The 20,288-nt window shown below is 64.3% G+C and carries 21 protein-coding genes; 11 read left to right on the plus strand and 10 right to left on the minus strand.

Going from position 1 to position 20,288, the window contains the following annotated elements; genetic code table 11:
* Positions 1 to 44: 44 nt before the first annotated feature.
* Positions 45 to 599: a cysteine hydrolase family protein gene (locus ACE3PR_RS08470; RefSeq protein ID WP_374370508.1), complete on the plus strand. Its 555-nt coding sequence runs from the start codon at positions 45 to 47 to the stop codon at positions 597 to 599.
* A gap of 172 nt (positions 600 to 771) precedes the next feature.
* Positions 772 to 2,262, plus strand: a complete 1,491-nt coding sequence (locus tag ACE3PR_RS08475; RefSeq protein WP_374370511.1) for a transglycosylase SLT domain-containing protein — start codon at positions 772 to 774, stop codon at positions 2,260 to 2,262.
* 25 nt (positions 2,263 to 2,287) lie between these two features.
* On the opposite strand, the gene ACE3PR_RS08480 is transcribed toward ACE3PR_RS08475, so the two are convergent.
* The 3 genes from ACE3PR_RS08480 to ACE3PR_RS08490 all read right to left on the minus strand — a co-directional run bounded on the left by ACE3PR_RS08480 (position 2,288) and on the right by ACE3PR_RS08490 (position 5,878).
* On the minus strand, positions 2,288 to 4,153 hold the full coding sequence (locus ACE3PR_RS08480) for a putative bifunctional diguanylate cyclase/phosphodiesterase (RefSeq protein WP_374370514.1): 1,866 nt from the start codon (positions 4,151 to 4,153) through the stop codon (positions 2,288 to 2,290).
* A gap of 370 nt (positions 4,154 to 4,523) precedes the next feature.
* Entirely contained in the window at positions 4,524 to 5,447 is a 924-nt protein-coding gene (locus tag ACE3PR_RS08485) for a hypothetical protein (protein ID WP_374370516.1), read from the minus strand.
* A complete protein-coding gene (locus ACE3PR_RS08490; protein WP_374370519.1) occupies positions 5,441 to 5,878 on the minus strand; it encodes an ABA4-like family protein in 438 nt (145 codons plus the stop codon). Before ACE3PR_RS08490 ends, ACE3PR_RS08485 begins: the two co-directional genes overlap by 7 nt.
* A 277-nt stretch (positions 5,879 to 6,155) precedes the next feature.
* Here ACE3PR_RS08490 and ACE3PR_RS08495 point away from each other — a divergent pair, with 277 nt between their 5' ends.
* Positions 6,156 to 6,770, plus strand: a complete 615-nt coding sequence (locus ACE3PR_RS08495) for a TetR/AcrR family transcriptional regulator (RefSeq protein ID WP_374370522.1) — start codon at positions 6,156 to 6,158, stop codon at positions 6,768 to 6,770.
* Here the strand turns inward: ACE3PR_RS08495 and ACE3PR_RS08500 are convergent.
* Together ACE3PR_RS08500 and ACE3PR_RS08505 are read right to left on the minus strand one after the other, a co-directional pair.
* The gene (locus ACE3PR_RS08500; RefSeq protein ID WP_374370525.1) at positions 6,739 to 8,034 is read right to left on the minus strand and encodes an MFS transporter; all 1,296 of its coding nucleotides are present in this window, start codon (positions 8,032 to 8,034) and stop codon (positions 6,739 to 6,741) included. The two genes, ACE3PR_RS08495 and ACE3PR_RS08500, sit on opposite strands and share 32 nt — an antisense overlap.
* A 204-nt stretch (positions 8,035 to 8,238) precedes the next feature.
* Positions 8,239 to 9,138, minus strand: a complete 900-nt coding sequence (locus ACE3PR_RS08505; RefSeq protein WP_374370528.1) for a LysR substrate-binding domain-containing protein — start codon at positions 9,136 to 9,138, stop codon at positions 8,239 to 8,241.
* Positions 9,139 to 9,269: 131 nt separating this feature from the next.
* Here ACE3PR_RS08505 and ACE3PR_RS08510 point away from each other — a divergent pair, with 131 nt between their 5' ends.
* Positions 9,270 to 9,473 carry a hypothetical protein gene (locus tag ACE3PR_RS08510; protein WP_374370531.1) on the plus strand — a complete coding sequence of 68 codons (204 nt, stop codon included), beginning with the start codon at positions 9,270 to 9,272 and terminating at the stop codon, positions 9,471 to 9,473.
* Between the two features lie 10 nt (positions 9,474 to 9,483).
* Here the strand turns inward: ACE3PR_RS08510 and ACE3PR_RS08515 are convergent, their stop codons facing one another.
* Positions 9,484 to 10,410, minus strand: coding sequence for a diacylglycerol kinase family protein (locus ACE3PR_RS08515; protein ID WP_374370534.1), 927 nt, complete (start codon positions 10,408 to 10,410; stop codon positions 9,484 to 9,486).
* Positions 10,411 to 10,505: 95 nt separating this feature from the next.
* On the opposite strand from ACE3PR_RS08515, the gene ACE3PR_RS08520 reads away from it, so the two are divergent.
* The 6 genes from ACE3PR_RS08520 to yihA all read left to right on the plus strand — a co-directional run bounded on the left by ACE3PR_RS08520 (position 10,506) and on the right by yihA (position 14,819).
* On the plus strand, positions 10,506 to 11,213 hold the full coding sequence (locus ACE3PR_RS08520) for a class I SAM-dependent methyltransferase (protein WP_374370537.1): 708 nt from the start codon (positions 10,506 to 10,508) through the stop codon (positions 11,211 to 11,213).
* Between the two features lie 197 nt (positions 11,214 to 11,410).
* Positions 11,411 to 11,545: a 50S ribosomal protein L34 gene (rpmH, locus tag ACE3PR_RS08525; protein ID WP_133613592.1), complete on the plus strand. Its 135-nt coding sequence runs from the start codon at positions 11,411 to 11,413 to the stop codon at positions 11,543 to 11,545.
* Between the two features lie 55 nt (positions 11,546 to 11,600).
* Complete coding sequence (rnpA, locus tag ACE3PR_RS08530) at positions 11,601 to 11,996, plus strand: ribonuclease P protein component (protein WP_374370541.1); 396 nt, start codon at positions 11,601 to 11,603, stop codon at positions 11,994 to 11,996.
* Entirely contained in the window at positions 11,996 to 12,286 is a 291-nt protein-coding gene (gene yidD, locus ACE3PR_RS08535) for a membrane protein insertion efficiency factor YidD (RefSeq protein WP_374370544.1), read from the plus strand. Before rnpA ends, yidD begins: the two co-directional genes overlap by 1 nt.
* A 27-nt stretch (positions 12,287 to 12,313) precedes the next feature.
* Positions 12,314 to 14,167 (plus strand): membrane protein insertase YidC, encoded by a 1,854-nt coding sequence (gene yidC / locus ACE3PR_RS08540; RefSeq protein ID WP_374370547.1) that lies wholly within the window; start codon positions 12,314 to 12,316, stop codon positions 14,165 to 14,167.
* A 10-nt stretch (positions 14,168 to 14,177) separates the two neighbouring features.
* Positions 14,178 to 14,819, plus strand: a complete 642-nt coding sequence (yihA, locus tag ACE3PR_RS08545) for a ribosome biogenesis GTP-binding protein YihA/YsxC (RefSeq protein ID WP_374370550.1) — start codon at positions 14,178 to 14,180, stop codon at positions 14,817 to 14,819.
* Positions 14,820 to 14,825: 6 nt separating this feature from the next.
* Here the strand turns inward: yihA and ACE3PR_RS08550 are convergent, their stop codons facing one another.
* Positions 14,826 to 17,045, minus strand: coding sequence for a molybdopterin cofactor-binding domain-containing protein (locus tag ACE3PR_RS08550; RefSeq protein WP_374370553.1), 2,220 nt, complete (start codon positions 17,043 to 17,045; stop codon positions 14,826 to 14,828).
* Position 17,046: 1 nt separating this feature from the next.
* Positions 17,047 to 17,499, minus strand: coding sequence for a (2Fe-2S)-binding protein (locus tag ACE3PR_RS08555; RefSeq protein WP_374370556.1), 453 nt, complete (start codon positions 17,497 to 17,499; stop codon positions 17,047 to 17,049).
* Between the two features lie 104 nt (positions 17,500 to 17,603).
* Here ACE3PR_RS08555 and ACE3PR_RS08560 point away from each other — a divergent pair, with 104 nt between their 5' ends.
* Positions 17,604 to 18,503, plus strand: coding sequence for a LysR family transcriptional regulator (locus ACE3PR_RS08560; protein ID WP_374370559.1), 900 nt, complete (start codon positions 17,604 to 17,606; stop codon positions 18,501 to 18,503).
* 7 nt (positions 18,504 to 18,510) lie between these two features.
* On the opposite strand, the gene ACE3PR_RS08565 is transcribed toward ACE3PR_RS08560, so the two are convergent.
* Positions 18,511 to 19,227 (minus strand): hypothetical protein, encoded by a 717-nt coding sequence (locus ACE3PR_RS08565; protein ID WP_374370562.1) that lies wholly within the window; start codon positions 19,225 to 19,227, stop codon positions 18,511 to 18,513.
* A gap of 51 nt (positions 19,228 to 19,278) precedes the next feature.
* On the minus strand, positions 19,279 to 20,277 hold the full coding sequence (locus tag ACE3PR_RS08570) for a hypothetical protein (RefSeq protein WP_374370564.1): 999 nt from the start codon (positions 20,275 to 20,277) through the stop codon (positions 19,279 to 19,281).
* Between the last annotated feature and the right edge of the window lie 11 nt (positions 20,278 to 20,288).

Genomic DNA, 20,288 nt, shown 5'->3' on the forward strand with positions numbered 1-20,288 from the left:
CTCGTCATCGAACAGCCACCCAACCTCCGAGAAGGAACCCAATCATGAGCCAGCGCGCCCTCGTCATCGTCGATTTGCAGAACGATTATTTCCCCGGCGGCAAATGGACTTTGAGCGGCACCGATGCAGCCGCCGACAACGCGGCCAAGCTGTTGGCCGATGCCCGCACCCGCGGCGATCTCGTGGTCCATGTCCGCCATGAATCCAAGACCGCCGACGCGCCCTTCTTCGTGCCGGGGAGTGCTGGTGCCGCGATCCATCCCAAGGTCATCAACCGCGAAGGCGAGGCGGTGGTGCTGAAGCATTACATCAACTCCTTCCGCGAAACCGAGTTGAAGGCGATCTTCGATCGGAACGGCATCGAGGAAGTGATCGTGGTGGGTGCCATGAGCCATATGTGCGTCGACGGCATCACCCGTGCCGCGGTCGATTTCGGCTACAAGACCACCGTCATCCACGATGCCTGTGCGACGCTTGATCTGACGTTCAACGGCGTGACCGTGCCGGCCAAGCAGGTCCACGCGGCTTTTATGGCGGCGCTGGGCTTCGGCTATGCCACCCTGCTTTCAACCGGCGATTACCTGGCCGCCGCCCGCTGAAGGATCGGCGCCGTGCGTCGGCCCGACTTGCGCGGCGCCTGTCCTGGTTGACCCTGAAGCGCGCTCATTGCTAGCATCGCGCCGGATAACGACATCTGTTAACGGCATCTGTTAACGACATCTGTGGTTGTGTGACGTTCGCACTGTTTCCTCGCAAGGAAGGGTTGGCTGAATGTTTGAACGCCTGGGTTTGCGCGCCGCAATTCTCGCCCTTCATCTGCTCGCTACCGTCACCGTCATTGGCATTGGCATCGGTGTGGCCGCGGCCGAGGAGGCTGTTCTGCCGCCGGCCGAACTTACCGCCGCCGAGGAGGCCGAGGTCGAGGCGATCGCTTTGCCGCTGCCGCCGCCCTGGCGTGGCGATTTCGACGGCATGCGCGAGCGGCGCCTGATCCGCATCCTGGTGGCACACAGCAAGACGCTCTATTTCCACGATCGCGGTTTCGAGCGCGGCATCGATGCCGAATATGCCCGCGCTCTGGAAAAGACCCTCAACGAGAAGCTGAAGACCCGGGCGTTGAAAATGCGCGTGGCCCTGGTGCCGGTGGCGCGCGACCGGCTGATCCCGGCACTCAATGAAGGGCTGGGCGACATCGCGGCCGGCGCCCTCACCATCACGCCGGAACGTGAAGCGCTGGTCGATTTCACCGCGCCGGTCGCCACGAAAGTGCGCGAAGTCGTGGTGACCGGGCCGAAATCGCCACCCCTCGACAGCCTCGATGACCTCGCCGGCCAGACCATTCCCTTGCGCAAATCCAGCAGCTACTACACCCATATCAAGGCGCTCAGCGATGGTTTCGTGGCGGAAGGCAAGCCCGCGATCGAGATCCAGGTGATGGACGAGGATCTCGAGGATGAAGGCATCCTGGAAATGGTCAATGTCGGCCTGCTGCCGCTGGCGGTGGTCGACCGTTACAAGGGAACCTTCTGGTCCCAGGTCCTGACCGATCTCAAGGTGCGCGACGACCTCGTCGTCAATGAAGGCGGCACCATCGCCTGGGCTGTGCGCAAGAACAGCCCGCTGCTCCAGGCCGAGATCGCCGCTTTCATGGAGGACCACAAGGTCGGGACATTGTTCGGCAACACCATCGTGAAGCGCTATCTCAAAAGCACCAAGGCGCTCAACAACGCCTATGCCGAGGCGGCACTCGAACAATTCAAGCAGACCGTCAGCCTGTTCCAGAAATATGCCGATCAGTACAAGTTCGACTATCTGATGATGGTGGCGCAGGGTTTCCAGGAATCGCAGCTCGATCAGAGCGTACGCAGTCCGCGCGGCGCCGTCGGCATCATGCAATTGCTGCCCACCACGGCGGCGGATCCTGTCGTGGGCATCACCGGGATCGAGCAGGATGCCGAAAAGAACATCCATGCCGGCATCAAATACATGGCGGTGCTCAGGGAAAAATATCTCGACGATCCGGCGCTGGATGAGCGCAGCCGCACGCTGATGACCTTCGCCGCCTATAATGCCGGGCCGGGCAATCTCCGGAAATTCCGGCGCCTTGCCGAAAAGGAAGGCCGCGACCCCAACAAATGGTTCGACCATGTCGAGGTGGCGGCGGCCAAGATCGTCGGCGCCGAGACGGTGCAATATGTCAGCAACATCTACAAATACTACGTGGCCTACAAACTGATCGAAGGCCAGATGAAGTTGGAATAGGGCCGAAACTGGAATAGGGCGGGGGCTATTCCGCCGCCTGCGTCTGTCGGACCAGCGGCTGGTCCTCGTCGATGAGGCGCTTGGCGTCTTCGCCCGGCAGCGGCCGTCCCAGCAGATAGCCCTGCGCCTGATCGCAGGCCTGGGCCTGCAGCAGCGCCAGTTGCTTCGGGGTCTCGACGCCTTCCGCCGTGATGGTGAGGTGGAGCGAGCGGCCGAGTGCGATGACCGCGCGCACGATCGCCATCGAGCCGCTATGGCTTTCCATCCCCTGGATGAAGCTGTGATCGATCTTCAGCTTGTCGAAGGGAAAGCGCTGCAGATAGGAAAGCGAGGAATAGCCGGTGCCGAAATCGTCGAGCGAGATCCGGATGCCGGCTTCCTTCAGCGCATTGAGGGTGGCCAGCGTCCGTTCCGGCTCGCTGATGAGCACACCTTCGGTGATCTCCAATTCGAGCCGCTCGGGGGCGAGGCCCGTTTCCTTGAGAATACCGAGGATCTCGGTGGCGAGATCCGGCTGGCGGAACTGGACCGGCGACAGGTTGATCGCCACGGGAATCTGCCGGGGCCAGGCAGCGGCGGCGCGGCAGGCACTGCGCAGCACCCAGGCGCCCAATGTGTTGATGAGGCCGCATTCCTCGGCCAGCGGAATGAACTCGGCCGGCGAAACCATGCCGCGTTCCGGATGGCGCCAGCGCAGCAGCGCTTCGAAACCCTGCAGCCGCGTGCTCTGACAATCCGCCAGTGGTTGATAATAGAGCTCGAATTGCTCGGTGGCGAGGGCTTGGCGAAGATCGGCTTCGAGCGCGCGGCGCTCCTGCAGGCGCCGGTCCATCTCCGGTTCGCAGAAGCGATAGGTGCCGCGCCCGCCTTCCTTGGCGCGGGCGCGGGCATGATCGGCGGCGCGCATCAAGGTGTCGCCGTCCTCGCCGTCGCTGGGATAAAGTGCGATGCCGAGGCTCGCCCCCACCACGATCGGTTCGGCATGGCCGGGCAAAGCGAAGGGCTGCGCCATCGCCTTGATCAGGCGCGCGGCCATGATCGCCGGACCGTCGGGATGCGAGACGCCGACCTGGATCACTGCGAATTCGTCGCCCGAAATGCGCGCCACCGTATCGTCGGCGCGGATGCTGTCGGTGAGGCGCACCGCCACTTCGCGGAGCAGGGCATCGCCGGCTTCCGTGCCGCCCATTTCGTTGACGCTGCGGAAGCGGTCGAGATCCAGGCTCAGCACCGCCACCGTGGTGCCGGTGCGCTTGGCGCGCGCCACCACCTGCACCAGGCGGTCGCGAAAGAGATTGCGGTTGGGCAGGCCGGTGAGGGCGTCGTGATGCGCCAGATGCCGGATGCGCTCCTCCGCTTCCTTGCGCTCGCGCACGTCGCGGATCGCGATGACGCGCGCATCACCGCCTTCGAAGGGCAGGGTGCGGGCATGAATTTCGGCCGGGATGCGCGTGCCGTCGGCATGCAGCAGCAGGGTTTCGCCGATTCCGTCGCCGAACGCGACATCGCGGCTTTCGCGCAAGGCGGCCAGGTGGGCGGCCAGGCGCGCATGCAGGCTGGGATCGGTGACGTCAAAGAGGTTGCGCCCGATCAGTGCTTCCTGGGGATAACCCAGCATCGCGGCCAAGGCGGTGTTGACGTCGATGATGATGCCATCCTTGTGGATGACGATGCCTTCAAAGGTGGCATCGGCCAATTGGCGGAAGCGCTGCTTGCTGGTGCGCAGAAGCTGCGCTTCCAGGATCGCCTGCCGTTTGGCGGCCCAGGCCAGCCGCGATTGGCGCCAGGACAGGAAGGTGGTGCCGGCAAGGCCGATAATGGCGAGGATCGCGATCACCAGGAGCGCCTGCGACGTCGGCTGATCGGTCAGAATGAGCTCCCCGCCATTCATGACATGCCCGCTTTCCAGCGACCGCCGCGTCCGACACTTTTGCCCTGGCGCCTGCTCATCTGCCCCGCCGCGTCCCTCGTCGCTTCAAGTCGGTTCGATTCTGTTCGGCAGTGCCTGGATGGCAGGCAGGGCGTTCCCCACCTATCGGCCGATCTCCTGGCCCGTTATAATTCCCAGAATCTTATCAATCGGTTAAGCGCAGCATATAATAGTGTGATTATTTAATGAAATGGGTCAATGTTCATAGAAGTGAGAGGCAAAATTCCTATTCTTTTCAAGCGTCGCAATTTTTTCCCCGGATTTCTGACCCACGATTGTCAGGATGATCACACGATTCTCCGTCGGCGACCGGATGGCGGAATCGATTCACCTATAATGTGAGGAACGGGAGGCCGAGAACGGCCTGCCAGAAGGTGGCCGCGACGAGGAGCAGGCCGAGACCGGCGCCGATCCAGACGACGAGCTGCGCGCGCCGGGCGGAGAGCCGAAGATCCGCCGCGAGGCCGAGGAGCGGCAAAGCCTGCATCAGATGGGTGGCGAAGAAATGCGGCACCCTGAGATCCCCCATCACCTGCGACCAGCCGAAGAAGGGCAGGCCACCCGCATCGCTGGCGATGCTACGCCAGGCCGCATCGCCGGCGATGCTACGCCAGACCGCATCCCCGGCCGCTACCGCATCCCTGGCGATGCCGCCCACCAGATGCGTCGGCCCCGCAATCTCGCCCGAACCCAGCGCCCCCGCCGTCACCAAGGTGGCGACACCGCCCAGCACCAAGCCCAGACAGGCGCCAAGGCGCAAACCGGGTCCGATCTCCGGCCGCGCCTGGCGCCAGATGGTCCAGCCGGCTGCCATGGCGACGATCACGATCGCGACGGCGCCGACACCCATCACCTGGTAGAGCGCCATCTCCAGCGGCGTCTCGGCATTGAAATGCGAGGCCCGACCGCGCGCCGATTGCAGGGTGATGTAGAGAATCTCGAACAAGGCCGCCGCCGTCGCCAGGATGAAACCGAGGCGCAAGGCGGGCCGGGCCGCCGGAATCAACAACCGCAGGAGCAAAGCGAGGGTCGCAAAATGGAGGGCGAGCGAGAGCTGGAACTTGATCGGCTTTGCCCAGACGCTGACACCGTTGATCGTCCGGGGATCGATCGCCAGCAGAACCAGGCAGACCGGCAACAGCACCAGCATCAAGGCGGCACTCATCCAGGCGATCCGTTCGGGCGGCATCGCCCCGGCGATCGCCGCCATCCACGGGCGGCTCTGTCCGGCGGCACGCGGCATTGCCATCACCATGAGACGGCCTCCTTTTTGCCAAGGCGCAAGCCGGCGGCAAGGCCGAGATGGAGCAACAGGCCGATCGGCCCGAACATGAAGGTGGCGGCCAGGACTGGCGCCTGCAGCAGGCGGTGGATCCCCAGCGCATCCGCGCGTTCGGCGATCCACAATCCCACGAACAGATCGAAAGCGAGATAATGCACCCAGCCCGCGAGCAGCACGGGATCGCTCATGAACAGCGCGCGCACTTCCGCGATCGAGCCGAAACCGCCGCCTTCGACGTCGAAGAAATAGCCCAGGATCAGCACGGCATAGAGCAGCGCCAGCAGGCCGACGGCGCCATGGCGCAAGGCCGCCAGGATCCAGCCCCGGCGCGGCAGCAGGATGAGGCTGGCCCAACCCAGCATGGCCAGGGATCCCGCGGCTGAGAACCAGTCCTCCCAGATCATGTCGCCCTCCCATATCTTGACACTGACTAGATTTGCTAGAGTGAAATCTTGTCGCTGTCAAGATGGTGATTGACGGACTCGGAGCGGGCGGGCTAGATCGTTCATGTTTAGAGGGAAGCGTGTGCCACACAATTTGTCATCCCCCGGCTTGGCCGGGGGATCCACGAGTTGCTTCAATTATTTGCCGCCAAACTCGTGGATGGCCCGCCTAAAGCGGGCCATGACAAGAAAAGCACGGTAGCGATTCCAGCTACCGGAAATGCACTAGGAACCCGTCATGGGAAAGAAGGCGGCCTATCATCATGGCAATCTGCGCGCGGCCTTGCTCGAGGCGGCGCTGACGCTGCTGGAGCGTGAGGGATTGCCGGGCCTCACGCTTCGCAAGGTGGCGGCCCTGGCCGGTGTCTCGCACGCGGCCCCCGCCCATCATTTTCCGAATTTGCAGGCGCTCTCGACGGCACTCGCCGCCATCGCCTTCGACCGATTCACCGCTGCCATGGCCAAGGCGCGCGCGCGGGCCAAGCCCGAGATCGCGGCCCAGGTGCGTGCCGCCGGGCGCGGCTATCTCGCCTTCGCCCGCGCCAATCCGGCCTTGTTCCGCCTCATGTTCTCGGAGGGCGACCTCGATTGGGAAAACGCGGAACTGAAGCAAGCGGCGGCCGCCGCCTTCCAGCAATTGCAGGCGATCAGCGCGCCCTTCGCCGATCACCTGGGCTTGAAGACCGAGGCCGATCGCCGCGAGCTTGAGCGCCTCATCTGGTCATCGGCCCACGGCTTTGCCCATCTCGCCATCGACGGCAAGATGGCGGATGCGAACGGCCCGCCCGATGTGGCGCGCTTTCTCCTCGAAATCGGCGGGATCAAGCGGTCGCGAAATCCGCGCGGCGCCTGAGGCGCGTGCGTTCGGCGATAATCGCACCCACGCCGATGACCGCCGTCAGCGTCACATAATGCGCGGGCGCCAGGGTGTTGAGTTGCGTCAGATACGAGACCAGCAAGGGTGTCACCCCGCCGAACACGGCATAGGCCATGTTGTAGGAAAACGAGATGCCGGTGAACCGGACGGCCGGCGGAAAGGCACGCACCATGACGATGGGGACACAGGCGATGGTACCGACGCAGAATCCGGTGATCGCATAAAGCGGCAGCAGCAGATGCGGCGCCTCGGCAACACCGAGATAAAGCAGATAGCCGCTCGCCACCAGGCCCACGGCGCCGACACTCATCACCTTCACCGGGCCGAAGCGGTCGCAGGCCATGCCCACCAGCACGCAGGCGATGGAAAGGGCCAGCGTCGCCGCTGAATTCGCGGGCAAGGTCTCGGCGCTGGTGAACCCGTGGAGCTTCTGCAGCAGGCTCGGCGTCATCAGGATAAAGACGACGATGCCGGCGGTCAGCGTCCAGGTGGCCAGAACCGAGACGACGACACCGCCGCTATGGCGCCGGAGCACCGCCTTCACCGGCAGCTCCGTGGCCAGCGCCTTCCGGGCGCGGATCTCTTCGAAGACCGGCGTCTCGTCGAGGAAGCGGCGCAGATAAACGGCGATGAGGCCGAAAATTCCGCCGGCGATAAAGGGATAGCGCCAGGCCTGTCCCAGGACTTCTTCCGGTGTGAAGACCAGATTGGTGGCGGTCGCCACCAGCGAGCCCAGCAAGATGCCGGCGGTCAATCCGCAGGTGAGCAGACCGCAGGCGAAACCAACGCGCCTCTGCGGCACATGCTCGGCCACGAACACCCAGGCACCCGGCACCTCGCCGCCGATCGCCGCGCCCTGGCAGATGCGCATGGCCAGCAGCAGCAAGGGTGCTGCATAGCCGATATTCTCATAGACCGGCAGCAGGCCGATGATCAGCGTCGGCACCGCCATCAGGAAGACGGACAAAGCGAACATGCGCTTGCGGCCGACGAGATCGCCGAAATGCGCCATGACGATCCCGCCCAGGGGCCGCGCCAGATAACCGGCCGCGAAGATGCCGAAGGATTGCAGCTGCCGCAGCCAATCCGGCATGTCGGGCGGAAAGAACAATTGCCCGATCACCGCGGTGAAGAAGACGAAGATGACGAAATCGTAGAATTCCAGCGCACCGCCGAGGCTCGCCAGGGCAAGGGTCTTCACATCCTGGCGCGTCAGGCGGCGGGTGGCGGCTTGGGTCATCTTCGTCTCTCGGGCTCTTGCGTCGGAAATGGTTTTGGAACCAGGCCGCAGTATAAAGCGCGCTGCGGCCGGCGCGATTCTGGAAGCGTTGCATCTGTAAAACGCGGGCGCTCAAATCGCGGGCCGGAGTATAGCGGCGGCGCTGGCGGAAACGACCCTCGGAGCCTTGCATTTACGGCAAGGCAGCGTGCTCCCCGCGCCGCATCATTGCGCCGATATGTCGCGCTGCCTCATCGTCACCAGATCGCTCTCCAGCGTTTCCAGCAGGGTTTCGGTCAGGCGTTCCATCGCCGGTGTGCCGCGTTCGAGGGCGCGGTGCAGGTAGAGTTCGATGGGCGGGGCAAGATCGGGGAGGCCGCTTTCCGGCCCCAGCAGCGCCAGGCGCGATGACTGGCCGATCGCCGTGCGCGGGGTGACGCCGAGACCCGCCTCGACCGCGGCATACAATCCGGTGAGGCTGGGGCTGGTGAAGGCGACGCGCCAGGGAATGCCGGCTGCGTCCAGGGCTTCGATCGCCCGCTTCCTGAAGGTGCAGGGCGGCCGGAAGGCGATGAGCGGCACCGGCTCGCCGGCCGCATGGCGATAGCCCGCGCGGCCGATCCAGCGGATGGAAACATCGGCGAGCTTGCGTCTTTGCGGCGTCGGGTAATCGCCCCAGGTGAGGCCGAGATCGAGCTCGCCCTTGGCAATCTGCTCGGCGAGGTTGACGCCCCGGTCGACGGTGACTTCCACCCGCACGCTCGGATGGGCGCGGGCGAAACGGCCGAGCAGGCTGGGCAGCCAATGTTCCGCAAAATCCTGCACGATGCCGAGCCGCACCCAGCCCTCGACCGCGACCCCGCGCGCGGCCGCCACCGCCTCGTCATTCAGTTCCAGCAGCCGCCTGGCATAGGAGAACAGGATCTCCCCCGGCGCCGTCAGGATGAGGCTGCGGCCTTCCTTGCGCAAAAGGGTCTCGCCGACCTGCTCCTCCAGCTTCTTCAATTGCAGGCTGATCGCCGATTGCGACCGGCCCAGGCGCTCGGCCGCCTTGGCGAAACTGCCCAATTCCGTGCCGGTCACGAAACTGCGCAAGACGTCCATATCGAGATTGGTGATCCGCATAGCCGAGCTCAATCGTTCTGATTTCCGAAAGCATCGTATCAGAACTACCCGTTATTCAAAAATATTGTCCGGGATTACCTCTGGGTCATCGCCCTCTTTGAGAAGGCCCTCTTTGAAAAGGAATGAGCCGGATGACCAGCCTTGCTCACGACACCCCCGCGAAAGCCCGGACCGGAATCGACCTCGCCGACAAGATCGGCATCACCCTCGCGGTTTTCTGTGCGGTGTTGGCCGTTGGCCTCGCCATCGCCGAGATCGCCGGCGACATGCCAACCGACCTCCCATCGCTTACACCCCTCGACGAGGCGCATTACTGGAGCGGCTTCAGTGCCTGAGCGCGGGTTGCTAGCGCGCTCTCGGCATCACCAGCGAAAGCGGCTGCGGGGCGAGGTCGATGGTCATGGGCAGATGCCCGATGACATCGCCATCGCCCTGCACCGGATCGCCCGGCGGCCCCTCAATCGTGACGTGGCGGCCACTGACGATCCGGTAGCCGATGGCACGCGGCAGGCGATTCATGCCCAGGGCCAGCGCATAGCGAAGGGCGTGAAAGGCGCCCCTTTTCTCGAACAGGCAGATCTCGAATTGTGCCAGGTCCAGCCGCGCCGCAGGCGCCACGACATAATGCCCGCCGTAAAAATGCCCCTTGGCGACGATCACCGAGGCAACCTCGATCGCCGCGCCGCCATCAATCGAGACGCGATAGATGGGGAATCTGAACCGCGTCATCTGCCGCAGCGATTGCCAGACATAAGCCAGTTTGCCGATGCGCCGTTTGAGATCGCCATCCACCTGCGCGACCACATGGGCATCGAACCCGGCCCCCGCCATCAAGGTGAAGGCGCGGCTGCCCATGCTTTCGGAATGCGCACGCCCCACGAAGATCGGCCGCGCATGGCGCGCATCCAGTGTCGCCGCGACAGCCTCGGCTGAAACCTCGAGGCCGATTTCCGCCGCCAGCACATTGGCCGTCCCCATGGGGATGATGCCGAAGGGCATCGGCTCCGCCGACCCACTTGCGATCAGGCCGTTGATCGCCTCGCCGATCGTGCCGTCGCCGCCGGCCACCGCGAGGAGATCCGGCCGTTCCGCCTTGGGCAGGGAAGCGATCGCCCGCGCCAGGCTCTCGGCATCGCCCCGCGCCTCGGTGGCTTTTAGCTCGATTGCCCAGCCGCGCGCCACGAGGCGGTCGGTGACGTCTTCCAGAAAACCCCGGCGGCGGCGGCCGGCGATGGGATTGAAGATGATGGTGAGGCGGGGCGCTGCGGGCACGGCAATGTCATGGAAAGCGGGGGGCAAGGCGGCAGACCCTAGACCAATCGGCCCTGTTAGGCTACGAGCATCGCGGCCTTTTGGGAGGTGCTTTCATGACCGATGGCTGGAGCGAATCCGCCGCCGCCTGGCTCGCCGATATGGGCGAGAAGGGCGATTTTGCGCGCGCATTCGTGCTCGACCGGCCAATGCTGGCGCGCGTCTCGGGGCGCGGCTTTCGGACCGCCCTCGATATCGGCTGTGGCGAGGGGCGCTTCTGCCGCCTGTTGCGGGGCCATGGCATCGCCCCCATCGGCGTGGACCCGACCGAGGCTTTCCTCGATGTGGCGCGGGCGCGTGACCCGCAGGGCGATTACCGCCTCGGCCGCGGCGAAGCCTTGCCGGTCGAGGATTCATCCGTCGATCTCGCCGTGAGCTATCTCAGCCTCATCGACATGCCGGATCTTGACGCAGCGATTGCTGAAATGGCTCGCGTGCTGAAACCGGGCGGGACCTTGCTCATCGCCAACATGACCGGCTTTGCCACCGCCAACGGCATGCGCGGCTGGCTGACCGATGCCGCAGGGCAGCTCGACGGTTTCCCGATCGATCATTATCTCGAGGAACGCGCCGAATGGGTCGGCTGGCGGGATGTCCGGATCCGCAACTGGCACCGCCCGTTGAGCCGCTATATGTCGCTGCTGTTGGGGGCGGGGCTGACCCTCCGTCATTTCGACGAACCGGCCCCCCATGGCGGCGATCCCGAAAAGGCCGAGCGTTACCGCCGCGCGCCCTATTTCGTGATTATGGAATGGCGGAAATAACTCCTTAACAAAGATACACTATTGTGATCATTCGGATCGCTTAGATCAGGGCTATACGCGGCCGGCCCGATCCCCTATAACGCCGCCTTCCGGCCGTTTCGGCGGCTTTTGTTGTGACCGACGGTTTGACTCTGGCGTGGCCTTTCATTATACAGCCGCGCCAAGGCTCAACCGACTGAATTCCGTGGAGAATACCCGTGAAACGCACCTACCAGCCGAGCAAGCTCGTGCGCAAGCGCCGTCATGGCTTCCGCTCGCGCATGGCGACCAATGGTGGCCAGAAGGTCATCTCGTCGCGCCGCGCCAAGGGCCGCAAGCGTCTCAGCGCCTAACCGGGCGCGGTCGCTTGTTACCCGGCGCCGCCACTTTCGTATCGATTTTCGCGCGATGACCCGCATCGGCCGCCTGAAACGGCGCGCCGAATTCCTGGCCGCGGCCGCTGCCAACCGGAAATGGGTCGCCCCGGGCCTCGTTCTGCAGGCCCGCGTTGTGGAAGCCGGCGCAGAGTCAGCTCCTGACCCCATCCGCCCGGAAGCGATCAAGTTGGGCTTCACCGCCAGCCGCAAGGTCGGCAATGCGGTCCTGCGCAACCGCGCCAAGCGCCGCCTCCGCGCGATCGCGGCCGAGATCCTGAAAGACGTCGCGGCGCCATCTCTGCCGACCGACCTCGTTCTCATCGCGCGGCCCGCCACGGTCACGCGCGATTACCAGAGCCTCAAGCAGGATTTCACCCGCGGCCTTCAAAAGCTCGGCGTGGTCGCGAAAGAGGAGAGGGCGCGCTGATGCGGATGCTCGGGCACCTCGCCGCTTTCGCCGGGATCGGCCTCATCCGGCTTTACCGGCTGTTGCTCTCGCCCTGGTTGGGTTATCACTGCCGCTATCAGCCGACCTGCTCCTCCTATGGCATCGAAGCGATCGAGCGCCACGGGATATTAAAGGGTGGCTGGCTCACCTTGCGCCGTCTCGCGCGTTGCCATCCCTGGGGTGGCAATGGCTACGATCCGGTACCACCTCATCGTCAGGCCGCCGATCACGCTTGCGGCGGCCATGATCACGCCCATCAGCACCGCTAACCCAAATCTCCGGGACACGTCACCGTCATGAATTCGCAATTCGACAAGAAGAACATGATCATCGCCATCGCCCTTTCGATGGCGATCATCTTCGTCTGGCAGTTCTTCTTCGAAATGCCCCGCATGGAAAAGATGCGCGCCGAACAGGCCGCGATCGCCGAGCAGCAGGCCCAGCAACAGGCGCAACAGCCGGCGACGGCTGCGACACCCGCCGCAATCGATCCCGCGACCGGCGCGCCTTTGGACCAGAGCGGCGCCATTGCCACGGCGAAGTTGCCGCGTGATGAAGCTCTGGCCTTGAGCCCGCGCGTCAAGATCGACGCCCCCAAGATCCGCGGCTCGATCGCCCTGAAGGGCGGCCGCATCGACGATCTGGTGTTGAAGAATTACCGCGAGACGATCGAGCCCAATGCACCCAACGTGGTGCTGCTCTCGCCGGCCCGCGGCGAGCTCGGCTATTTCACCGAAACCGGCTGGGTCGCCGCTGCCGGCGTGAAGACGCCCGATGCCGAATCCGTCTGGCAGGCCGATGCCGACACGCTTTCGCCGGGCAAGCCCGTCACCCTCACCTGGGACAATGGCGAAGGTTTGGTTTTCACGCGCCGCATCACGGTCGACCAGGATTACATGTTCGACATCGTCGATTCCGTCACCAACAACAGCGGTGCCGAAATCAGCCTGGCGCCCTATTCGCGGGTCAAGCGCTTCGGCCTGCCGCTGGGCCTCGACGGCATCTATATCCTGCATGAAGGCCCGATCGGCGTCTTCGACGGCACGCTCAACGAACATACCTATGGCGATGTGCGCGACCAGGCGCTGGAAGCGCCCGCGGGCGATCTTGCCGCCGCCGCGGTTCATGCCACCACCACCGGGGGCTGGCTCGGCTTCTCCGACAAATACTGGCTGGCAGCACAGGTCGTGCCCGCCGATGCCAAGGTCAAGGCGCGCATGTTCTATGGTGCCGCCGACGATTCCTATCAGGTCGATTACACCGCCGACATGCGCGCCGTGGCACCCGGCGCCAGCAGCGATTTCGATCACAAGATCTTCGCCGGCGCCAAGGAAGTCTCGCTGCTCGAACATTACCGCGATACCTTCAACATCCCGATGTTCGAGCGCGCGGTGGATTTCGGCTATTTCTTCTTCCTCACCAAGCCGCTCCACGCCTTCCTCGACTGGATCTTCCGCTATATCGGCAATATGGGCCTCGCCATCCTGGCTTTGACCGTGCTGGTGAAGGCGGTGATGTTCCCGCTCGCCAACAAATCCTACGTCTCCATGAGCAAGATGAAGACGCTGCAGCCCAAGATGGCCGAATTGAAGACGCAATACGGCGAGGACAAGCAGCGCTTCCAGCAGGAGATGATGGCTCTCTACAAGAAGGAGAAGGTCAATCCGGCGGCCGGCTGTTTGCCGATCCTGGTACAGATCCCGGTCTTCTACGCGCTCTACAAGGTGCTCTATGTCACCATCGACATGCGCCATGCGCCGTTCTTCGGCTGGATCGACGATCTCTCGGTCAAGGATCCGACGACCATCCTCAATCTCTTCGGCCTCATTCCCTGGGATCCCTCGCTCTATTTCCACATGCCGATCCTGGGCGCCGTCCTGCATTTCCTCTCGATCGGTGTCTGGCCGCTGGTGATGGGCTTCACCATGTGGGCGCAGATGCGTCTCAACCCGACCCCGCCCGATCCCGTCCAGGCCAAACTCTTTGCCGTGATGCCCTTCATCTTCACCTTCATGCTGGCGCCTTTCGCGGCCGGTCTGGTGATCTACTGGGCCTGGAACAACACGCTCTCCATCGCCCAGCAGAAATTCATCATGTGGAAGCTGGAGAAGGCGAAGTCGAAACAGGCCCAGAAAGCCGGCGCAGCATGAGGAATTCGGCGTGAGCGGCGAACGCCAGCCAGGCGAACGTTCCCCGGGCGAGAAACTGTTCCAGCGCGAATGCGTCTTCGTGGCCGGTGCGGCGGCGATCGATCAATTGCCGCCGATGGGTCCGATTGAAGTCGCTTTCGCGGGGCGTTCCAATGTGGGGAAGTCGAGCCTCCTCAACGCGCTCACCGGCCGGAAGGCGCTGGCGCGCGTTTCGCAGAATCCCGGCCGCACGCAGCAGCTCAATTTCTTCGACCTCAACGGCGAGCTGGTCCTCGTGGATATGCCGGGCCATGGTTATGCCAAGGTCAGCAAGGCCAAGGCCGGCCATTGGTCGCGCCTCATCGAATCCTATTTGAAGGGCCGCGCCAATCTGCGGCGCCTGCTGCTCCTCATCGACAGCCGCCACGGCTTCAAGGAGAGCGACACCGAACTCATGGACATGCTGGATAAATCGGCCATGTCCTATCAGGTGGTGATGACCAAGGCGGATACGGTGAAGCCCGCCGAGCTCGAAGCCAACGAGAAGAAGTTCTTGAGCCAGATCGCCCGCCGCCCCGCGGCACATCCCGAGATCCTGGTGACCTCCTCGGAATCCGGCCGCGGCATCGCCGAACTCCGCGACGCCCTCGCCGAACTCGCCGCCCAAGGCTGATACAGCTCAGGCCGAGAGCACACCCATCACACGCTCCGGCGTGAAGGGCATCTGGCGCAGCCGCTTTCCAGTGAGCGCAAAGAAGGCATTGGCGATGGCGGCACCCGTCATCGGCACGCCGATCTCGCCGGCACCGGTGGGTGCTGCCTCGGACGGCACCAGGGTGATCTTGATCTCGGGCGCCTCGTCCATGCGCAGCACATCGTAATCATAAAAATTGTTCTGCTGCACTTCGCCGCCGCTGATCGTGATGCGCTCCTTCAAAAGGCCGGAAAGGCCATAGATGATGCCGCCCTCCGCCTGCGCCGTGAAGGCATGGGGCTGGATCACGATGCCGGCGTCGATCGTGGCCCAGAACCGATGCACGCGGATGGCGCCGCTGCTCTCGTCGAGCGAGATTTCGGCAACGCCGCAACCCAGCGTCCCCTTATAGCCGGCGAAGGACAGGCCATGGGCCCGGCCTTCCGGCGCCTGGCCGTAATCGGCCGCGGCCAGCACGCTATCCAGCACATTGAGCGCGCGGGGGTTGCCGGCGAGGTGACGCCGGCGGAAGGCAATGGCATCGCTCCCCGCTGCCGCTGCCAATTCGTCGATGAAGCACTCGCTGGCAAAAAGGTTGTGCCCCCAGCCGATGCCGCGCCAGGCGGAGACCCTGGCACGCCGTTCGCTCACCACATGTTCGGCGCGCATGTTGGAAAAATGGTAATCCGCGAGCTCGGTCCCTTCCATCACCAGCAGATCCTTGCCCTCGCTCGCTTCCAGGCGCTGCGGTGCCACGAAGGCGAAGATCGAGGGGCAGGCGATGCGGTGATGCCAGGCGGAAACTCCGCCATCCCCGTCCAGAACCGCGCGCAGATGATGCGCCGTCGCCGGCCGGAACCAGCCGTTCTTGACGTCATCCTCCCGCGTCCAGATCAGTTTCACCGGCCGTTTCGCCGCGCGCGAGAGGATGAGGGCATCGCGCAGCAGTTCGCGGGCGAAGAAGGTGCGCCTGCCGAAAGCACCACCCATCTGCAAAGCGTGAAAGCGGATGCGCTCGGGTGTCGTTTCCAATACCTGCAAGGCGACGTTGAGGGTCACCGTCTGGCTCTGCGTGCCGACCCAGATTTCCGCGCCCTTGCCGTCCGCATCGACATCAGCGACCGCAGCCAGGGGTTCCATCTGGGCGTGATAGACATGCTCGGTCGTATAATCGGCGGCGATGATGTTGCCGCCATCGGCAAGGATTGTCGGCGCATCGCCGCGTTCCGCCCAGATCGTGCCGGCTTGGGTGAGATCGGCGGCGCGTTTCACCTCGGCCGCCAGATCGGCGGCACTGTCGGCGCTGCGGAAGGGTGAGGTTTCGCTCCAGGTGACCCTCACCGCGTCGCGGGCGGCCAGAGCTTGTTCCCAGGTCTCGCCGAGGATCGCCACCGCGTCTTCCAGCCCGATGACGTCGATGATACCGGCCATCGCTTTCGCCGTGGCGGCATCGATGGCGTTGGGCTTTTCACCCTCGACCGGCGCCCGCAACAGCGTCGCATAGATCATGCCGGGGACGCGCACATCGACGGTATAGAGCGTCTCGCCGCGGGTCTTTCCCGGAATGTCGAGCCGCTCCACGTCCCGGCCGATCAATCGCCATGCGCTGCGCGGCTTCAATTCGGCATCGTTCAGCGGCGGCAGGTCGTTGATGATCTCGGGCAGGGCCACGATTGCGCCATAGCTCATCCGGCGATTGCTGGCGGCGTGCAGGACGGTATGGGGTTCCGTCGTCACTTCCACCAGCGGCACGTTCCAGGCGCGGGCGGCGCTGGCGCACAAAATCCGCCGCGCCTCGGCACCGGCCCGGCGCATGATGGCGAAATAGCCTTCGACCGAGGACGACCCCGCCGTGTAGAGGATGCCGCCGGTCAGTGGGTTGCCATAGCTCTTCGGGTCATGGGTGACCGTTTCCACATCGACCATCGCCCAATCGGCATCCAACTCCTCGGCCAGGATCAGCGGGATCGCCGTCATGACGCCCTGGCCCATTTCGGCCGCTCCCAGCTTGATGGTGACGCGGCCATCGGCGGTGATCGTCACCCAATTGTTGAGGTCGGCCGGCGCCGCTTGCGCGACGGAGCGGTGGGTGAACAGCACGCTGCTCCCGGCGCCGTTGATCGCCAGGGCAAGATAGCCGGTACCGGCCAGGAAATGACGGCGGCTCAGAATCTGGCGGTTGAGGATGAGACTCTGCTGGGTCATGTCAGGCCTCCCCGGCGGCGCGCTGGATTGCCCGCACGATGCGGTTATAGGTGCCGCAGCGGCAGAGATTGGGGCTCATGTAATCGACGATCTCATCGCGGTCGGGCGCCGGGTTCTCCGCCAGCAGCGCGGCGGCGCGCATGATCTGGCCGGATTGGCAATAACCGCATTGCGGCACCTGTTCGGCCACCCAGGCACGCTGCAGCTTATGCTCGCCTTGTGGCGCCAGCCCCTCGATGGTTGTGATCTCGCTGGTGCCCACCGCTGCCAGCGTGGTGGCGCAGGCATAGGCGGCGGTGCCGTCGATATGCACCGTGCAGGCCCCGCAGGCACCGGCGGCGCAGCCGTATTTCGTGCCCGTGAGGCCGAGATGCTCGCGCAATACCCACAGCAGCGACGTGTCGGGTGCCGCCTCCACGTCGTAACGCGTGCCGTTCACGGTTAATGTCGCCATCTCGTCCACCTCGCCTGGGGATTGCCGGGACAAGGAACATGGTATCGGCATCAGAATGCGATAAGATGGATAATCCTGAACGATTTACTTAGAAAATCTAATCAATGAGCCGCTGCAGCCTGGACGATCTGGAAATCTTCGCCGCCATCGCCCGCCATGGCAGCTTTCGCAAGGCGGCGATCGAGCGTGGCGTCTCGGCCTCCGCCCTCAGCCAGGCGATGCGGCTGCTGGAGGAACGCCTCGGCACGCGGCTCCTCAACCGCACCACGCGCAGCGTCGCCGTCACCGAGGCGGGCGAGGCCTTGCTGGCGCGTCTCGCTCCGGCGCTCGACGATATCGGCGCCGCCATCGATCACATGAACAGTTTCCGCCAGGAGCCCGGTGGCACCATCCGCATCAACGCGCCGGGTCCGGCGATCGATCATCTGCTGGCACCGCTGGTCGCCCCTTTCCTCGCCCGCTATCCGGCGATCGAGCTCGAACTGATGCGCGACAATGCCTATGCCGACATCGTCGGCCAGGGCTTCGATGCGGGCGTGCGCTTCGGCGAGGAAGTGGCGCGCGACATGATCGCGGTGAAACTCGGCCCGCCTTTGCGCTATGCCGTCGCGGGCAGCCCCGCTTATGTGAAGGCCATGGGCCGGCCGAAACATCCCAAGGATCTCGCCGCCCATCATTGCATCCGCCATCGCTTTCCAGGCGGTGCGATCTTTCCCTGGGAATTCCGCAAGGGCGGCAAGGCAGTGAGTGTCACGCCGCAGGGGCGCCTCACCATCAACGATCCGCGCACATCGCTTGAAGCCGCCCGCGCCGGAATCGGCCTGGCGCGCCTGCAGGAAGCCTATCTGCGCGCCGATTTCTCTCGCGGGCGCTTGGTCGAGGTGCTGGCCGATTGGAGCGAAACCCTGCCCGGCTGGTATCTCTATTATCCCAGCCGGCGGCACATGCCGGCGGCGATGCGGGCCTTTCTGCGCTTCATCGCCGATTTCAAGTGGCTGCCCTGATCCGGCCCTACTGCACGGCGGCGTTCACATAATCCCGTGCGGCGGCGTCGAAGGCCTGCCAATGGCTCAGCAAATCCTGCGGGAACAGCACGCGGTAGCCGTAAGCATCGCCCATCTTCCGCCTGAGCGAGCAATGATCGGCGCCGTGATAGCCCAGGGGCAACGGCGCGCATTCGATCAGCGTCGTCACATGCGCGCCATCGAGCGCCATCAGATAAATCGGCGCGCCCGTCTGCGGCTTGAAGGGTGCCAGGGAATCAAGGCCGATCGCCTTCTGCGCCTGCCGCAGATAGGCGACCTGCTGGCCGGTGGCACCGCGTTTCGAGGTGATGAGGAATTTGTAGGCGCTCTGCGCCGGCGCGGCCTCGCGGCCTTTCCAATCGGCAAAGGCGGCTGTCACCGCCGCATCCGCATCGGGAATGAACCCTGCCTGCAGCACGTCGATCTGCACGGCCTCCTGATATCCAGCCAGTTCCGGCACCAATTGCTCGGCCGGCATCTGCACCGCCAGCCGCGCAAAGCCCAAAGGCTGGCCCCCACTCATATCCGGCCAGGTCTGCAACAGGGTGCCTGCCGGAAATTCAAACTGCGTGCCGCCCAGGCGATAGATTCCGGGTGCCGTTGCAGCACTCTTGCCGCCTTCCATGCCGGCACAAGCCGCCAGCAGGACACCAAGGCATCCCATCGCCGTGACATTTTTGAACCAGCCAGCACGCCTTGCCATTTTGATCTCCCCCGTCTCCTTATAAGTCACCGCCCGGTCGCAAGGCCGACGTCACCCGTCCCCGAAATGCTCTAACTGTTTCTCGCCGGCCTTGCGGATGTCGGTGGCGGCCTGTGCCAGGTATTGCGCGACCTTTTCCAGGCGTTCGGCCAGGGCCGCGCGGTCCTCGCTATAGACGCCCTGTTTGATGAAACCCTGCAGGCGCTCGCGGCCCATCCAGGCGATGTGGCGGGCATATTCCGAGGCGGCCACATGGGCGGGATCGGCGTGATAGATCTGGTCGAAGCGGTTGTAATCGGGAAATTCGGCATCGCTCGGCACATAGCCGTTGACCATGGTGATGCGCTCGCCCGGCGCCTTCAATCCCTTGGCGCGGTGCACCACCATATTGCCCTGCTGCAGCACCGCATAGCCCGGGCCGGGCAGGGTGGGCGTCATGATCCGCTCGGCCGGCAAGGGCTGGCCGGAGTCACGAAGCTGTGCCACCTCATGCTTGGTGCCCATGAAATATTCGAACTCGCCGCCCGCTATCGCCTGCGGGTCGGTGACGAAGAGGACGTAATCGATGCGCAGGGTATCGACATGCCATTTGTCGACATTCTGGCTGAGATCGAGCGGGTTGTAATTGATGTGGCCGAGATGATGCGGGATCGAATGCGGCAGCAATCCCATGCCACTGATCTCCGCCAGCCAATGCGTGACCTCGGGCGAGAGGCAGAGATCGCGCAGGAATGTCGATTGATAGACCGCGCCGCGCACCTTCCTGGGAATGCGCCCGCTGCTGGTGGCGTAAGGGGCAAGGTTGCGGCAAACCTCAAGGAGGGCCTCGGCACCTTCATCGCTCAGCACACGGAAAGGCGTCGTGATGCCGAAATCGCTGGGGCAGGTGGCGATCTCCTCATCCCCATAGCCCAGTTCCTGGAGCGTGATGATGCGACCGGGCCGCTCCAGCGCCAGATGACGCCGGGGGTCGAATTCGGGTTCCTGTGCCAGCGGCGGATAACCCCGGGGCGGGGTGGCGGGCAATTCCAGCAGCGCGGCCTCGGTCATGACGGCAACCT

This window comes from Dongia sp. (assembly GCF_041909655.1).
Classification (GTDB): Bacteria; Pseudomonadota; Alphaproteobacteria; order Dongiales; family Dongiaceae; genus Dongia.

What these genes read in the sequence shown, in the direction of transcription:
- ACE3PR_RS08470 (WP_374370508.1), top strand. Translation starts at nt 45, where the DNA reads ATGAGCCAGCGCGCCCTCGTCATCGTCGATTTGCAGAACGATTATTTC.
- ACE3PR_RS08475 (WP_374370511.1), top strand. Translation starts at nt 772, where the DNA reads ATGTTTGAACGCCTGGGTTTGCGCGCCGCAATTCTCGCCCTTCATCTG.
- ACE3PR_RS08480 (WP_374370514.1), bottom strand. Translation starts at nt 4,153, where the DNA reads ATGAATGGCGGGGAGCTCATTCTGACCGATCAGCCGACGTCGCAGGCG.
- ACE3PR_RS08485 (WP_374370516.1), bottom strand. Translation starts at nt 5,447, where the DNA reads ATGGTGATGGCAATGCCGCGTGCCGCCGGACAGAGCCGCCCGTGGATG.
- ACE3PR_RS08490 (WP_374370519.1), bottom strand. Translation starts at nt 5,878, where the DNA reads ATGATCTGGGAGGACTGGTTCTCAGCCGCGGGATCCCTGGCCATGCTG.
- ACE3PR_RS08495 (WP_374370522.1), top strand. Translation starts at nt 6,156, where the DNA reads ATGGGAAAGAAGGCGGCCTATCATCATGGCAATCTGCGCGCGGCCTTG.
- ACE3PR_RS08500 (WP_374370525.1), bottom strand. Translation starts at nt 8,034, where the DNA reads ATGACCCAAGCCGCCACCCGCCGCCTGACGCGCCAGGATGTGAAGACC.
- ACE3PR_RS08505 (WP_374370528.1), bottom strand. Translation starts at nt 9,138, where the DNA reads ATGCGGATCACCAATCTCGATATGGACGTCTTGCGCAGTTTCGTGACC.
- ACE3PR_RS08510 (WP_374370531.1), top strand. Translation starts at nt 9,270, where the DNA reads ATGACCAGCCTTGCTCACGACACCCCCGCGAAAGCCCGGACCGGAATC.
- ACE3PR_RS08520 (WP_374370537.1), top strand. Translation starts at nt 10,506, where the DNA reads ATGACCGATGGCTGGAGCGAATCCGCCGCCGCCTGGCTCGCCGATATG.
- rnpA (WP_374370541.1), top strand. Translation starts at nt 11,601, where the DNA reads ATGACCCGCATCGGCCGCCTGAAACGGCGCGCCGAATTCCTGGCCGCG.
- yidD (WP_374370544.1), top strand. Translation starts at nt 11,996, where the DNA reads ATGCGGATGCTCGGGCACCTCGCCGCTTTCGCCGGGATCGGCCTCATC.
- yidC (WP_374370547.1), top strand. Translation starts at nt 12,314, where the DNA reads ATGAATTCGCAATTCGACAAGAAGAACATGATCATCGCCATCGCCCTT.
- ACE3PR_RS08550 (WP_374370553.1), bottom strand. Translation starts at nt 17,045, where the DNA reads ATGACCCAGCAGAGTCTCATCCTCAACCGCCAGATTCTGAGCCGCCGT.
- ACE3PR_RS08555 (WP_374370556.1), bottom strand. Translation starts at nt 17,499, where the DNA reads ATGGCGACATTAACCGTGAACGGCACGCGTTACGACGTGGAGGCGGCA.
- ACE3PR_RS08560 (WP_374370559.1), top strand. Translation starts at nt 17,604, where the DNA reads ATGAGCCGCTGCAGCCTGGACGATCTGGAAATCTTCGCCGCCATCGCC.
- ACE3PR_RS08565 (WP_374370562.1), bottom strand. Translation starts at nt 19,227, where the DNA reads ATGGCAAGGCGTGCTGGCTGGTTCAAAAATGTCACGGCGATGGGATGC.
- ACE3PR_RS08570 (WP_374370564.1), bottom strand. Translation starts at nt 20,277, where the DNA reads ATGACCGAGGCCGCGCTGCTGGAATTGCCCGCCACCCCGCCCCGGGGT.